Source organism: Flavobacterium anhuiense (genome assembly GCF_001705175.1).
GTDB lineage: Bacteria > Bacteroidota > Bacteroidia > Flavobacteriales > Flavobacteriaceae > Flavobacterium > Flavobacterium anhuiense.
Genome location: NZ_CP016907.1, coordinates 2,937,974 through 2,953,245, shown reverse-complemented (window position 1 = coordinate 2,953,245; position 15,272 = coordinate 2,937,974). Strand labels below are relative to the sequence as shown.

Annotated in this window: 12 protein-coding genes and 2 tRNA genes; 7 read left to right on the top strand and 7 right to left on the bottom strand. The window is 34.4% G+C overall.

Annotation, left to right across the window (positions count from 1 at the left end; all coding sequences use genetic code 11):
* Positions 1-36: 36 nt before the first annotated feature.
* The gene (gene typA / locus BB050_RS12980) at positions 37-1,833 is read right to left on the bottom strand and encodes a translational GTPase TypA (protein ID WP_008468169.1); all 1,797 of its coding nucleotides are present in this window, start codon (positions 1,831-1,833) and stop codon (positions 37-39) included.
* 169 nt (positions 1,834-2,002) lie between these two features.
* Here typA and BB050_RS12975 point away from each other — a divergent pair, with 169 nt between their 5' ends.
* Together BB050_RS12975 and BB050_RS12970 are read left to right on the top strand one after the other, a co-directional pair.
* Positions 2,003-3,712, top strand: a complete 1,710-nt coding sequence (locus BB050_RS12975) for a PAS domain-containing sensor histidine kinase (RefSeq protein ID WP_008468168.1) — start codon at positions 2,003-2,005, stop codon at positions 3,710-3,712.
* Positions 3,713-3,717: 5 nt separating this feature from the next.
* The gene (locus tag BB050_RS12970; RefSeq protein WP_008468167.1) at positions 3,718-4,125 is read left to right on the top strand and encodes a response regulator; all 408 of its coding nucleotides are present in this window, start codon (positions 3,718-3,720) and stop codon (positions 4,123-4,125) included.
* Between the two features lie 206 nt (positions 4,126-4,331).
* Here BB050_RS12970 and rpsT read toward each other — a convergent pair whose 3' ends face one another.
* The 4 genes from rpsT to proS form a co-directional block, all read right to left on the bottom strand.
* Entirely contained in the window at positions 4,332-4,583 is a 252-nt protein-coding gene (gene rpsT / locus BB050_RS12965; protein WP_012026903.1) for a 30S ribosomal protein S20, read from the bottom strand.
* A 154-nt stretch (positions 4,584-4,737) separates the two neighbouring features.
* Positions 4,738-4,809 (bottom strand) — tRNA-Glu (locus BB050_RS12960).
* A gap of 45 nt (positions 4,810-4,854) precedes the next feature.
* Positions 4,855-4,926 (bottom strand) — tRNA-Glu (locus BB050_RS12955).
* Between the two features lie 78 nt (positions 4,927-5,004).
* Positions 5,005-6,483: a proline--tRNA ligase gene (gene proS, locus BB050_RS12950; RefSeq protein WP_066033823.1), complete on the bottom strand. Its 1,479-nt coding sequence runs from the start codon at positions 6,481-6,483 to the stop codon at positions 5,005-5,007.
* A gap of 102 nt (positions 6,484-6,585) precedes the next feature.
* Between proS and BB050_RS21975 the strand changes: the two genes are divergently transcribed.
* The 5 genes from BB050_RS21975 to BB050_RS12925 all read left to right on the top strand — a co-directional run bounded on the left by BB050_RS21975 (position 6,586) and on the right by BB050_RS12925 (position 12,281).
* Positions 6,586-7,602: a hypothetical protein gene (locus BB050_RS21975; protein WP_066033822.1), complete on the top strand. Its 1,017-nt coding sequence runs from the start codon at positions 6,586-6,588 to the stop codon at positions 7,600-7,602.
* 41 nt (positions 7,603-7,643) lie between these two features.
* Positions 7,644-9,227, top strand: a complete 1,584-nt coding sequence (locus tag BB050_RS12940) for an OmpP1/FadL family transporter (RefSeq protein WP_066033821.1) — start codon at positions 7,644-7,646, stop codon at positions 9,225-9,227.
* 208 nt (positions 9,228-9,435) lie between these two features.
* Positions 9,436-10,749 carry a 30S ribosomal protein S12 methylthiotransferase RimO gene (rimO, locus tag BB050_RS12935; RefSeq protein ID WP_066033820.1) on the top strand — a complete coding sequence of 438 codons (1,314 nt, stop codon included), beginning with the start codon at positions 9,436-9,438 and terminating at the stop codon, positions 10,747-10,749.
* A gap of 40 nt (positions 10,750-10,789) precedes the next feature.
* Positions 10,790-11,347, top strand: a complete 558-nt coding sequence (locus BB050_RS12930) for a hypothetical protein (RefSeq protein ID WP_066033819.1) — start codon at positions 10,790-10,792, stop codon at positions 11,345-11,347.
* 28 nt (positions 11,348-11,375) lie between these two features.
* Positions 11,376-12,281, top strand: coding sequence for an N-acetylmuramoyl-L-alanine amidase (locus tag BB050_RS12925; protein WP_008468146.1), 906 nt, complete (start codon positions 11,376-11,378; stop codon positions 12,279-12,281).
* 332 nt (positions 12,282-12,613) lie between these two features.
* Here the strand turns inward: BB050_RS12925 and BB050_RS12920 are convergent, their stop codons facing one another.
* Both BB050_RS12920 and BB050_RS12915 read right to left on the bottom strand, forming a co-directional pair.
* Entirely contained in the window at positions 12,614-13,705 is a 1,092-nt protein-coding gene (locus BB050_RS12920; protein ID WP_066033818.1) for an outer membrane beta-barrel protein, read from the bottom strand.
* Between the two features lie 596 nt (positions 13,706-14,301).
* Complete coding sequence (locus BB050_RS12915) at positions 14,302-15,267, bottom strand: glycoside hydrolase family 5 protein (RefSeq protein ID WP_008468143.1); 966 nt, start codon at positions 15,265-15,267, stop codon at positions 14,302-14,304.
* Positions 15,268-15,272: the final 5 nt, after the last annotated feature.

The following is a 15,272-nucleotide window of genomic DNA, read 5'->3' as shown; positions in this document are numbered from 1 at the left end:
GAATTTGGGATTTTTTATATTGAATTTTAAATCTAATTAGATTTTAAATCTTTTTCTATCATTTTCGTTCAAGTAAATCTTTCTTAAACGTAAAGATTTTGGAGTAACTTCAACATACTCATCTTTTTGAATGTACTCTAAAGCTTCTTCTAATGAGAATTTGATAGCTGGAATAATTCTAGCTTTATCATCAGCTCCAGAAGAACGAACGTTAGAAAGTTTTTTCGTTTTAGTAACGTTAACCGTCATATCGTCGCTACGAGTATTTTCTCCAATTACCTGACCTTCATAGATATCCTCGTTTGGATCAACGAAGAATTTACCACGATCTTGTAATTTATCGATAGAGTAAGGAATTGCTTTTCCATTTTCCATAGAGATTAATGAACCGTTATTACGTCCAGGAATTTCTCCTTTGTATGGTTCGTATCCAATGAAACGGTGTGCCATAATAGCCTCACCTGCAGTAGCAGTAAGCAATTGGTTTCTCAAACCGATAATTCCACGAGATGGAATGTTGAATTTGATGATCATACGCTCTCCTTTACCTTCCATAGAAAGCATTTCTCCTTTACGGATAGTTACGAACTCAACTGCTCTACCTGAAAGGTTTTCTGGCAAATCGATAGTTAATTCTTCAATTGGCTCACATTTAACACCATCAATTTCTTTGATGATAACTTGTGGCTGACCAATTTGAAGCTCATACCCTTCTCTTCTCATTGTTTCGATAAGAACAGACAAGTGAAGTACACCACGACCAAAAACCATGAATTTATCAGCTGAATCAGTTTCTCCAACTTTCATCGCTAAGTTTTTCTCAAGCTCTTTTGTCAATCTTTCACGGATATGTCTAGAAGTAACAAATTTACCTTCTTTACCAAAGAAAGGTGAATCGTTGATTGTAAACAACATACTCATTGTTGGCTCATCGATAGCGATAGTTTGTAAAGCCTCTGGATTTTCAAAATCAGCGATAGTATCACCAATTTCAAAACCTTCAACACCTACAACAGCACAAATATCACCAGCAACAACTTCTTCAACTTTTCTACGGCCTAAACCTTCAAAAGTGTGTAATTCTTTAATTCTAGATTTGATGATTTTACCATCTCTCTTTACCAAAGAAATTGGCATTCCTTCTTTTAAAGTACCTCTTTCAAGACGACCAATAGCGATACGACCTGTAAAAGAAGAGAAATCTAAAGAAGTAATCAACATTTGAGGAGTACCTTCAGTTACTTTTGGAGCAGGCACATTTTTAATAACCATATCCAACAATGGCTCAATGTTTTGCGTTTGAACTTTCCAATCATCAGACATCCAGTTGTTTTTTGCAGAACCATAAACTGCTGGGAAATCTAACTGCTCTTCAGTAGCTCCTAATTCGAACATTAGGTCAAAAACTTTTTCATGAACTTCCTCAGGAGTACAGTTTTCTTTATCTACTTTATTGATAACCACGCAAGGTTTCAATCCTAAATCAATCGCTTTTTGCAAAACGAAACGAGTTTGAGGCATTGGTCCTTCAAAAGCATCAACTAGCAAACATACACCATCGGCCATGTTCAATACACGTTCTACTTCACCTCCAAAATCGGCGTGGCCAGGAGTGTCAATAATATTGATTTTTGTTCCTTTATATTGAACCGATACGTTTTTAGAAGTAATTGTAATACCTCTCTCACGCTCTAAATCGTTATTATCTAAGATTAAATCACCTGTGTTTTCGTTCTCACGAAATAACTGACAGTGATACATAATTTTATCAACCAAAGTTGTTTTACCGTGATCGACGTGGGCAATAATTGCAATGTTTCTAATAGATTCCATCTGTGATTTTTAATGGGCGCAAAGGTACACTTTATTTTCTAAAAAAAAATGTTTCTGACATAGTTTGCGTATATACAATCAATTAGTTAATACAAAAACACAAAAATATCGTTTTCAAAATGACATTAAGATACGTTCTGTTATAGTTAAATTAACTATATTTGAGGTGATGAAAAGTAAAACTCTCCAAATTACTCTTATTTATACCATCATCTCGATAATTATGGCGGTCTTATGTCATAAATTACTCATAACCTACTTTTCTTCTTCAGAATATCTATACTTATCTTTAATAAAAGATGTTGTTTTTATTCTAATTACAGGACTGGTTTTCAGATTTATACTTTCAAAAAACGAAAAAAGAAACATAACCATCTTTGAGAAGTTAAACAAAACCAATGAAGAAATAGAAGAATCTAATGAGAAATATGACATTGTAGCAAAGGCGACTAGCGATACAATCTGGGATTGGAAAATTCAAGAGGACAGTATTAATTGGAACAAAGGAATCGAAAGTGTCTTTGGTTATGACCCAAAAGAAGTGGGTAAAACTTCTAAATGGTGGTTTGACAAAATTCACCCGGAAGACAGCATCCGAATGTCAATAAAATTATATTCCTTCATAGAACAGAAAACTGAAAAATGGCAGGATCAATACCGCTTTAGATGTGCAGACGGATCGTATAAATATGTTTTAGACCGAGGTTTTTTATTGAAAGATGAAAATGGAAGAGCCATCAGAATGATTGGAGCTATTCAGGATATTACAAAACAAAAAGAAGAAGAACAGCGACTAAAACTTTTAGAAACCGTAATTACACAATCTAAAGACTCTATTTTAATTACTGAAGCTAATACTTCTGAAAGAAAAATACCTAAAATAGTCTATGTGAATCCCGCTTTTTCTCAAATGTCAGGCTATCAGTCGAATGAAATTATTGGAAAATCGCCAAACATTTTTAAAGGACCGAAATCAGATTCTGAAGAACTGAAAAAACTCTTAACGGCTATAAAAAATGAAGAAGAATGCCTAATTGAAACCATTACTTATACCAAAAGTAAAAAAGAATACTGGGTACGCTTTTCCATGATTCCTATTTTTAATAATGAAGGAGTGATTTCGCATTGGATTTCAATACAAAGAGATATTACTGACGAGAAAAAATTGGAGACAGAAAAAGAACATCTTATCCGAGAATTAACCCAAAACAATAAGGATTTAAAGCAATTCTCATACATAACATCCCACAACCTTAGAGCACCACTTTCTAATTTAATTGGTCTTTTAAATTTAATAGAAGACATTCCTATAGAAAATGAGGAGCTAGAAGAAATATTAGCTGGATTTACAAAATCAACGCATTTACTAAATGAAACCATCAATGATTTAGTAAAAGTCATCATTATTAAAGACAATCCTTCGATGCAAAAAGAAGAAGTATCTTTAAAAGAAGTTTTTGAAAATGTTTTCAGTCAACTTTCGTTTCAAATTGAGTTACACAAGCCCATAATTAAGCTTAAATTTGATAAAGTTCCAGAACTTATTACAAACAAGGCTTATATTGAAAGTATTTTATTAAATCTGCTCACCAATTCTATAAAGTACAAATCGGAGAACAGAAAACTGAAAATATCCATAATAGCCGAACAAATAGAACAAAGAACAATCTTAACCTTTAAAGATAACGGGATCGGAATTGACCTTGAACGAAATCGCGACAAAGTATTTGGCCTTTATCAAAGATTCCATAATTATCCTGACAGCAAAGGCTTAGGGCTATATCTTGTAAAATCGCAGGTAGAAACAATGGGTGGTACAATCTCCATTGATAGTGAAGTTAATAAAGGAACTACATTTACGATAACATTTAAAAATTAATTATTATGCTTGAGCAGATTTTATGCATTGACGATGACCCTATCACGTTAATGCTATGCAAAAAAGTCGTTTCAAAATCTTCATTTTCACATGAAGTTGTTACAGCTCAAAACGGCGAAGAAGCCCTTCATCATTTCAATGTATTAAAATACACAAATGACAAAGCAAGAAAAAGGCCTGAATTAATTTTTTTAGATTTGAATATGCCAATTATGGGCGGATGGGAGTTTTTAGATCATTTCACTTCCCCAGATTATAGAGAATTCAACATGGTTCCCGTAATTGTATTATCTTCTACTATAGACCCTGAAGATCTTGCGAAGGCAAAAAAATACCCTATTATAGTAGATTTTCTTTCAAAACCCATTACACAGCCAATGTTGGAATATCTTAAAAGGAAAATTGATTTATAAAATTCTAATGTTCTAAATACCAAATCCCAAAATTCCTTAACATAGAAAATTAAAATTCAATAATTCAATTTTTTAAAACAACAAAATCCAAATTCCCAACATTACAAATATTAGAATTTGGATTTTCAATTGAAATTTCCTTTTCGGGTTAAAACAAAAAAGTCCTCTAAAAGAGGACTTTTTATATCTTTAGTAAATTGTTTTAATTACAATTTAGCAACATGTTTAGTTAATTTAGACTTCAAGTTAGAAGCTTTATTATCATGAATGATGTTCTTTTTAGCTAATTTATCAATCATAGAGATTACAGTAGATAATTTAGCAGCAGCATCAGATTTATCAGTAGCTAATCTTAATGCTTTAATAGCATTACGAGTAGTTTTATGTTGATATCTGTTAAGAACTCTTCTCTTTTCGTTACTTCTGATTCTTTTTAATGCTGACTTATGATTTGCCATTTTCTTTTAATTTTAGATGTAATAATTATTATAAATACTAGTTAAAAAAGAAAAACCTCCCACAATTGCTATGCAATCACTTTGGTTTTAACTAATAAAACAAAAACCGAGACACCAATTTTTGTTTTACAAAACTTATTTACAACTAATTTTGTAGTCCGTAGGGGAATCGAACCCCTGTTACCAGGATGAAAACCTGGCGTCCTAACCCCTAGACGAACGGACCTCAATTCTCCTAAGTTGGAAACTTTTCAATATGTAATATAACTTGTAGTCCGTGGGGGAATCGAACCCCCCTTACCAGGATGAAAACCTGGCGTCCTAACCGATAGACGAACGGACCGTGCTTCTGTATTGCGGATGCAAAGATACATCTATTTTTTATTTGCGCAACACCTAATGCAAAAAAATATATCTTTTTTTAATATGCCTTAGCAAAAAGCACTCTTTTAGAAGAAGGTTTCCCAGTAAACACACAGGTTCCCGCCTCTTCAACAGCGTCCAAAGGAATGCAACGAATCGTCGCTTTTGTCAATTCTTTTATCTTTTCTTCTGTCTCAGCGGTTCCATCCCAATGAGCAGATAAAAAGCCTCCTTTTCCTTCTAAAACTTCTTTAAATTCCTCAAAACTATTCACTTCCGTAATATGAGTGTTACGATAATCTAATGCTTTTGTAAATAAGTCCCTCTGAATCTGTTCTAGAAGATCATTAACATGTTCAACGATTTTTTCGCTAGCAACAACTTCTTTTGTCAAATTATCGCGTCTTGCCACTTCAAAAGTTCCGTTTTCTAAATCTTTTGGACCAACTGCAATTCGAACAGGAACTCCTTTCAATTCCCACTCTGCAAATTTAAATCCTGGTTTTTGAGTTGTTCTGTCATCGAATTTAACCGTGATTCTTAATTTTCTCAATTTAGCCGTCAAGTCCTTAACTGCTTCCGTAATTTGAGCCAGTTGTTCATCTGTCTTATATATAGGAACAATAACCACTTGAATCGGAGCCAAATTCGGAGGCAATACCAATCCTTGGTCATCAGAATGTGTCATAATTAGCGCCCCCATCAAACGAGTAGATACTCCCCAAGAAGTTCCCCAAACATGCTCTTGCTTTCCTTCAGCATTAGCAAACTTAACATCAAATGCTTTTGCAAAATTTTGCCCTAAGAAATGAGACGTACCAGCCTGCAATGCTTTTCCGTCTTGCATTAATGCTTCGATACAATATGTTTCATCCGCTCCAGCAAAACGCTCTGTTTCAGTTTTAAAACCTTTTACAACTGGAATTGCCATAAAGTTTTCAGCAAATTCAGCATAAACATTCATCATTTTTTCAGACTCTTCCAATGCTTCTTCTTTTGTAGCGTGAGCGGTATGCCCTTCTTGCCACAAAAACTCAGCAGTTCTCAAGAACAAACGCGTACGCATTTCCCAACGAACCACATTTGCCCATTGATTAATTAACAAAGGCAAATCTCTATACGACTGTACCCATCCTTTATATGTAGACCAAATAATAGCTTCACTTGTTGGACGAACGATAAGCTCCTCCTCTAATCTTGCATTGGGATCAACCATTAATTTACCTGGTCTTTCCTCATCATTTTTTAATCTATAGTGCGTTACAACAGCACATTCTTTTGCAAATCCCTCAGCATTTTTCTCCTCCGCTTCAAACATGCTTTTCGGCACAAACAAAGGGAAATACGCATTTTGATGTCCAGTTTCTTTGAACATGCGATCTAACTCGGCTTGCATTTTTTCCCAAATAGCATATCCGTATGGCTTGATTACCATACATCCTCTAACTCCTGAATTTTCAGCTAGATCTGCCTTTACAACCAGTTCGTTATACCATTTCGAATAATCTTCTGATCTTGTAGTAAGGTTCTTACTCATATTATATTTTTTGGCACAAATTTTGTTTTAAATAATTTTAACTAAATAGTTTGACAAAACTAACTAATTTTGTAATGTGCAACAATAAAAAACACCACAGATATGAAAACTTACCTTTCACTCCGCCAAAACTCTAATCATTTTTACTTAATTGGATTACTGAGTTTACTGCTAGCATCATGTGGTTCCTACCAAAACTCCTCTTATTACGATAACGATGGCGTTTATGGTGGTTCATCTGTTAAATATGTAGCAAATGGAACAAACAACCAATACAAGGAATATTTCAGATCATTACAAGACGACAATCAGCCAACTGAAATATTCACTGACGTTGACAATTATACTAATTATTCTGACAGCACTCAAACTGCTTCTGTAGCTTATCCTGCATGGGGAAGCAGCAGTTCTGACGTTTCTGTAAACTTCTACACTACCCCTACATGGTCATTTGGATTTGGATGGGGATATCCTTATTACGGATGGGGATATGGTGGTTATTGGGGATGGGGTTACCCTTATTATGGATGGGGATATCCAGGATGGGGCTACTACCCTGGATGGGGTTATCCAGGATGGGGATACCCATATTATGGCTATGGATATAACTACTCTTATAACTATGGAAGAAGAGGTTCTGCAGCTTATTATGGAGACAGAAGCTATGCTTACAATAGAAATTATAGCACTAACAGAGGCTACACAACCAATAGAAACTACACCACTAATAGAGGATACTCTACTAATAGAGGAGATTACACAACAAACAGAAATTACACCACAAATAGATCAAACAGCTATACTGACTTCAGAAGAACCTCTACTTTAAACAGAGGAACTACAAGTCCTACATTTACTAATAGAGGAACATATAACAACGGTTCTAATTATAACTACACTAACAGAAGATCTTACAACAATAGCGGAAATACCACAACAAACAGAAGCTATACGCCTAACTACAATAACGGCTCTTCTAGAAGTTATACACCAAGCAATAGTAGCTCGTCAAGAAGCTACTCTCCTAGCATGGGAGGCGGTGGTGCTTCTAGATCATACAGCGGCGGTGGCGGCGGTGGCGGAATGAGATCTGGCGGCGGTGGCGGAGGAAGAAGATAATTTTCCTCAGCACACTTACATTCGAACTAAAACTTATCAAAATGAAAAAAATATTTTTCCTATTTATAACGGGACTAACTGCCTGCGCGTCATATTCTCAAGAAGTTTCAGATGCTCTACGTTATTCACAAGAAAACCTTACCGGAACTGCACGCTACAGAGCCATGAGCGGTGCTTTTGGAGCTGTTGGAGGAGACATTTCTTCCTTAAGTGTCAACCCTGCCGGATCAGCGATCTTTAATAGCAATCAAGTTGGAGTATCATTTAGCAATCAGAATATTAAAAACAACTCTAACTACTTTGGCACTCAGACTTCAGACAAGGAAAACTCTTTTATACTGAATCAAGCTGGCGGTGTTTTTGTTTTTAAAAACCACGATCCAAGAGTTGGATGGAGTAAAATTGCAATTGGGGCAACTTACGAAAATACAAATAATTTCAACAATGAAGTTTTTTCTGCAGGAACGAATCCTACGAATTCTGTTGATGCATATTTCTTAGATTATGCAAATTACAGCAATGGGGGCACTCCTGTTCCTCACGAACTTGTTAATACCCAAGGCAACGAAACGGTTTCTGATTTATACCATTATCTAGGGTCTAATTTCCCAAATGGGCAATACCCGAACTTAAGTGGTTTTTCTGCACAACAAGCCCTATTAGGATATCAAGGATATATTGTGAACATTGATGACGTAAACAATCCTAATAGCCCTTATTCAACGAACGTCCCTAAAGGCAATAACACCAACTATTACCAGACTAACGACATTTACTCAAGAGGATATAACAGCAAAGTAAGTTTCAATATTGCTACATCATACAAAGATCGACTATATTTAGGAGCAAATTTAAATGTTCATATCACCGATTATAGAAGATCGACAAGTTTTTACGAAACAAACAATGGTCTACTCACATCAAACGAAACAATATCTAGCATAAGATTTAATAATGACTTATATACTTATGGGAACGGATTTTCTTTCCAACTTGGAGCAATAGGAAAAGTCACTGAGGCTTTTAGACTTGGGATAGCATACGAATCTAATACTTGGTATGAATTGTATGACGAGCTTTCACAAAGTTTATACACAACAAGACAAGCTGCAGGTGGACCAATTATCAATGCCAATGTAAATCCAAATGTTGTAAATGTATATGAGTCTTACACTTTACAAACACCTGACAGATGGACTTTTAGCGCTGCTTACATATTTGGCAAATCTGGCTTATTAAGCATTGATTATGGCATCAGAAACTATGGAAATGCCAAATTCAAACCAACTAACGCTGGCTTTGGCGGTATTAACAATGAAATAGACAACACTCTAACTAGCGCTGGCGAACTTCGTATAGGAGCTGAATACAAAATCAAACAATTAAGTTTAAGAGGCGGATACCGTTATGAAGGCAGCCCTTATAAAAACGGAATTACAGTTGGCGAATTAAACAGTTATTCTGTTGGTTTGGGCTATAATTTCGGATCTACAAAACTAGACTTGGCTTATTCTTATTTAGAAAGAGATTCAAATCAAGGTTTCTTCACAAGAGGATTCACTGATGGAGCTAACATTACCTCGAAATTAAACAATGTCACTATGACCTTATTATTTGAATTGTAATTAAAAATCAAAATAGATGATTGAAATTTCCGTCAGGTTTTCCTTGGCGGATTTTTTTTATCCATTAAAAGAAGCCTTTAATTTTAATTCAAATCAAAAAACACAAGCAACCAAACTAGTTAACTTCATAAAAAACAGCTAAAACAAACTGCAAACTAGCGTAGTTTGAATAAAAAAAGTGTAATTTTGCACTCCAATTTATAAAAGTATGAGAACCAAGTCTTTAAAAAAGAACAAAATTAACGTAATCACTCTTGGGTGTTCAAAAAATGTTTATGATAGTGAAGTCCTAATGGGGCAACTTCGCGCGAATGGAAAAGAAGTTGAACATGAAGCTCCTGCAGAAAAAGAAGGAAACATTATTGTAATCAATACTTGCGGATTTATTGATAATGCTAAAGCAGAATCGGTAAATATGATTTTGGAATATGCAGATAAAAAAGATAAAGGACTTGTTGACAAAGTTTTTGTAACAGGATGTTTGTCTGAACGTTACAGACCAGATTTAGAAAAAGAAATTCCGAACGTTGACCAATATTTTGGAACTACTGAATTACCTCAACTATTAAAAGCGCTTGGAGCCGACTATAAACACGAATTACTTGGAGAGCGTTTAACTACAACTCCGAAAAATTACGCTTATTTGAAAATCGCAGAAGGTTGTGATAGACCATGCAGTTTTTGCGCAATACCATTGATGAGAGGTTCTCATGTTTCTCAGCCAATTGAAAAATTGGTTAAAGAAGCTGAAGGTTTAGCCAAAAATGGAGTTAAAGAATTAATCTTAATTGCTCAAGACTTGACTTATTACGGACTTGATCTCTATAAAAAAAGAAATCTTGCTGAATTACTTGAGGCATTGGTAAAAGTAGAAGGAATTGAATGGATTCGTTTACACTATGCTTTCCCTACTGGTTTCCCTATGGATGTTTTAGAAGTAATGAAACGCGAACCAAAAATCTGTAATTATATTGATATTCCGTTGCAACACATTTCTGATTCTATTTTGAAATCAATGCGCCGTGGTACAACTCAAGCCAAAACAACTCAGTTATTAAAAGATTTCCGCGCTGCGGTTCCAGGAATGGCAATTAGAACTACTCTTATTGTTGGTTACCCTGGCGAAACTCAGGAAGATTTTGAAATTTTGAAAGATTTTGTTCAAGAGATGAAATTTGACAGAATGGGATGTTTTGCTTATTCTCATGAAGAAAACACTCATGCTTACTCATTAGAAGATGATGTTCCAGATGATGTAAAACAAGCTAGAGCAAACGAAATTATGGAACTGCAATCTCAAATTTCTTGGGATTTGAATCAAGAGAAAGTTGGCAAAGTATTTAGATGCATCATTGACAGAAAAGAAGGTGCTCATTTTGTTGGTCGTACAGAATTTGACAGTCCAGATGTTGACAATGAAGTTCTTATTGATGCTTCTAAGCATTACGTAAAAACTGGCGAATTTGTTAATATCAAGATAATTGAAGCGACAGAATTTGATTTATACGGAGAACCTGCTTAAATTTACACTGCGCTATTGCAAATTTTAGACAAATACTTTTATGAAATCTACTCTTAACCTAATCGTTTTCGTTTTTACTTTATTCTGTTTCAACACTATATCTGCTCAATATGGTGGATACAATAATGGTTACGGTTATGGCAACGGCTATGGCGGTTACGGAAGAGGTGGCGGAATGGGTATGGACAGAAGCATGATGGCTGGTCCGTCTCAAGGCACGCAAAGCAAACCAAAAGAAACACCACCTGAAGAAATTGCTGCGATTATTATCGAACAAATGAAACCGCAAGTAAATCTAGATGAGCTTCAGGCAATTGCAATTTCAAATGTTTTAGCTGAAAGCATTAGAGAGCAAGGTATTTTGCTGAAAAACGAAAGCAGCAGTCAAGATCAGAAAATTGAGCAGATTAAAGCTTTAAAAGAAAGTACTGATAAAAAAATCAGCGCTTTTTTAAATCCTGATCAAATTGAAAAATATAAGACTTTCATGGATACTTTTAAAGACATGAAAAAATCAAAATCTAAAAAGAAAAAAGATAAAGATTCTAAAGAAGACTCAAAAGAAGCAAAAGACACAGATACGAAAATATCAGAATAATCGTTTTTAACCTATAAAACAACGTATTATGACAAAAAAACATTTTTGTTATCTGATTTTAGCTGTTATTGTCAGTGCTTGTTCTACAAATCCGTACAAGAATACTGAAAAAGCTTACGATCAGCAGCTGAAAAATTTAGAAAACCAGATTACAAGCAAAGAAGCCAAACCAATTCCAGCAGTCTCGCCTGTTGTGATTGACACTTCGTATGCACAGCAGCTTAGAATTATAAAAGATACATTATCAAAAACAAACTCTACTTATTTACAAAACGGAATTAACACCGAATGGATTGGTACAGTAAATTTCAATTTAAGAAAGCCAAGTTTTGTTATTATCCATCATACTGCTCAAGATTCTCTTCAGCAAACAATTAATACGTTTACAAAAACCAAGACTCAAGTAAGCGCACACTATATCATTTCTGAAAACGGAAAAGTAGTGCAAATGCTGAATGATTATTTAAGAGCTTGGCATGCTGGAAATTCTACTTGGGGAAAAACGACAGATTTAAACTCTTGCTCTATCGGTATTGAGTTAGACAATAACGGTTTCAAACCGTTTACCGAAGCTCAAATCAGTAGCCTGGTGGCTTTATTAACCAAGTTAAAAAAGGACTACAATATTCCGACACAAAACTTTTTAGGCCATGCCGATATTGCGCCTGGAAGAAAACAAGATCCAAGTGCTTTATTTCCTTGGAAGACCTTAGCTGAAAAAGGATTCGGAATCTGGCCAGACGAAGTCTTAGAACCAGCTCCTTTTGATTTTAAAATTGAACCAGCATTAAGAATTATCGGTTACAACACTAAAAATCTAACCGCAGCGATTCAGGCATTTAAACTGCATTATATTCAAACTGATGCAACTTCAGTTTTAGACAGAAAAACAATCGATACGATTTATTCGATTTATAAAAAACAGGTTCAATAAAACCTCAACAGTTAAATAAAAAAAAAAGCGTTTCTGTAAAAAATACAGAAACGCTTTTTTTATTGTTTATTATAGAAGATTTCTTGTTTTCGACTACCAATCAACCGTTCCTACGGAACGTGTAACCCCGCAGCAATCAATTCAATTCTACCGACAAACATTCCTACGGAATAATTATTGCCTGTTCAACTTCAAACTTCAAACTTCAAACTTCAAACTTCAAACTTCAAACCTGAAACCTGAAACTTGAAACCTGAAACAAATAAAAAAGCTGCCAAAACATTAGAATGTTTCGACAGCTCCAAAAAAAAAAAAAATATCAATCTTTATCTCTAGAAAGAGTATGTTGTTGCAATTAGAGCAAAGAAGCTTCCGCCAGTTGGCAATGCATCTTTATCTAAAAATATATCTTCAGATGCTGCATCGTATCTAAGCTCAGGAATTATAGTTAGTTTTCCAACTTTGTAGTTTAAAGAAACTGTGTTAGCAAATACACTTGATCCTGCCAAAGTCCCTAAACTTGGAGCTGCATCTTTAGCATCAAAATATTCCATTCTGTAAGCTAAAAGCAAGGCCGGATTGAAAGAATAAGTAGCATATCCTACTAATGAAAACCAATCTCCATCTAAATTACTGTCAAAATCATTTGTCGTTTTAGCATAAGTTGCATTTAATCCAAGTGAAAAACTATCTGAAATTGCTTTAGAAGCTGTTAAATCAAACTGCGTTTTATTTTCGTCAGAAACTGGAATTGTACTTCCTGGTATTGGGTTAGTGCTTCCTGTTGTAAAATTCAAATACGCACTTCCTGTATCTCCTATATATCCTACTTGCCCTATGAACGTTTTTTGGTAAGAGCCTGCATCCATAGCCGATTTAAAGTCTGTTGGGTTGGTTAATCCTAACATGGCTGTAAATTTGCCAGAAGTATATTGTGCTTTTACCCCCGTATTGAAAAACGGTCCATAAGAAAACGCATAAGACATACTGTAGTTTTTATTATCTACCGCATCTAATACTTCATAACCGATATGGGTTCCGAAACTACCCGCTACTACTTTAAATTTATCGGTCAAATTGTACGTAAAGTATAATTGTTTAATTAAAAATTTTGCACTTGCATCTTTATCTGGTGTTTCGTTATATGAAAATTCTGCTGCTCTTTTTCCGAAACCTAAGTCTACAAACACAGAAGCTTTTCCAAAAGTATGGCCCGCTTCGATCGATGCCATTCCTAATTCAAATGAATTCTGTGAGTTGGTAAAGCTCGTTAATCCATTCATTTGTTTTGAAAAATCATATTTATAGTACGCATCTGCAGAACCTCCCCATGTGGTTGCTGGCGGAGCTGCTGCTTCCTCTTCTTGGGCAAAGGCAAAAGAACTAGTTAACATCGCGGCTAAAATGTGAAATGCTTTTTTCATGTTTTAAATTGGTTTTTAGTTATTAATTGATTCTGGTTAGTTAATCTTTTATATATCTATTTAATAGTATAAGTCATTTCTAAAACCTTTCATGCGCCTTCAAATCATCATCATTTTCATTAGCGAATTTATTAACTTTTGCATGAGTAGAATAATTCAAAAGGGCTTTTTTGACGTTTTAGACGAAGAATTATGGATTACAAAAATTAAGTCGCCAATAATCGTGATTTGATATTTATAGATAATTGTTTTTGAAAATTCAATAACACATTTTAGACCAATTTCACTATTTTCACATGGGTAAAAGTAAAAATTACTACAAAAATTAGACTAAAAACATCATTTAAAACATTTAAAAACAAAAACACCCCATAAAAAACATGGGGTAAATTTAAAATTATAAAAAACAAAGAAATACAGAACCTATAGAAAAATCAAAACAAAGATATTTTTTATCAAGAATAAATTCCTACAAATTTAATCCTTCCAAAATGCTTCTCTACATAAGATTAGGGGGCGATTTTACTCTATAGAAAAACCAAAAAAAAGCCCGTTCGTTTAAATGAACAGGCTTTTATATAAATGGCTTAAATGATCTATTCTTCTTTATTATATTTTCTTAAATATTCACGGACTTTAATTCCTGAATCTTTCAAATCTTCATCTCTCCATTTTCCATCAGATTTAGCGGATTTTTTTAGAATAGAACAAGTTTCATCCTTATCTGATACTGACCAAGTAATCCAGCTTAGTTTTTTAGACTCCATCCAATCTATATATTCTTGCCAAGCTTTATAATTGAGAGGCCCATCTCCAGACGCTTCCATCCCAGCAGATTCAGAAATAAACACTGGTAAACCTCTCTTAATAGCCAAATCTGTTCTATCTCTCAATTCTTTGCCATGCGTTGCCGCATAAAAATGCATAGTATACATTATATTAGTATAACCTCTTATTGGATCTTCGGCTGGAAGATCGATATCCTGATCCCAATGTGGACAGCCGACAAGAATAATATTATTAGGATCGTTTTCACGAATTACTTGAATTATTTCTTCTGCATAATTTTTTACTTCCCACCAAGTTTCATAATCTGGTTCGTTAAATATCTCATATATAATATTAGGATACTTGGCATACTTTTTTGACATTTCTTCAAAAAACTGTTTAGCTTCTCTCAGATTTACATTATGGCTGTGCCAATCTATAATGACATAGATGTCAGATTTTATAGCTCCATTTACAACCGTTTCTATTTTCTCTTTAGAAAACTGTGGATCCTTTATATATGAGTAATCACCCAGTTCGATTCCCATGGCGGCACGAACTACATTACAATTAAAATCTTTTTTTAACCAGCTTACTGCTTTTTCATTATAAAATCTTGGCCACATGCTATGCCACCCAAAACTTAATCCACGAAGGACAATCGGATTGTTATCTTTATCTACTAGCTGAGTTCCGAAGACGCTTAACTGGCCGTGCTTTTTTACAAATTGCGCTTTTGAAACATTTACAAACAGCAAAAGCAAAAAGGTGGCATACCAAAACTTTGATTTCATAATGT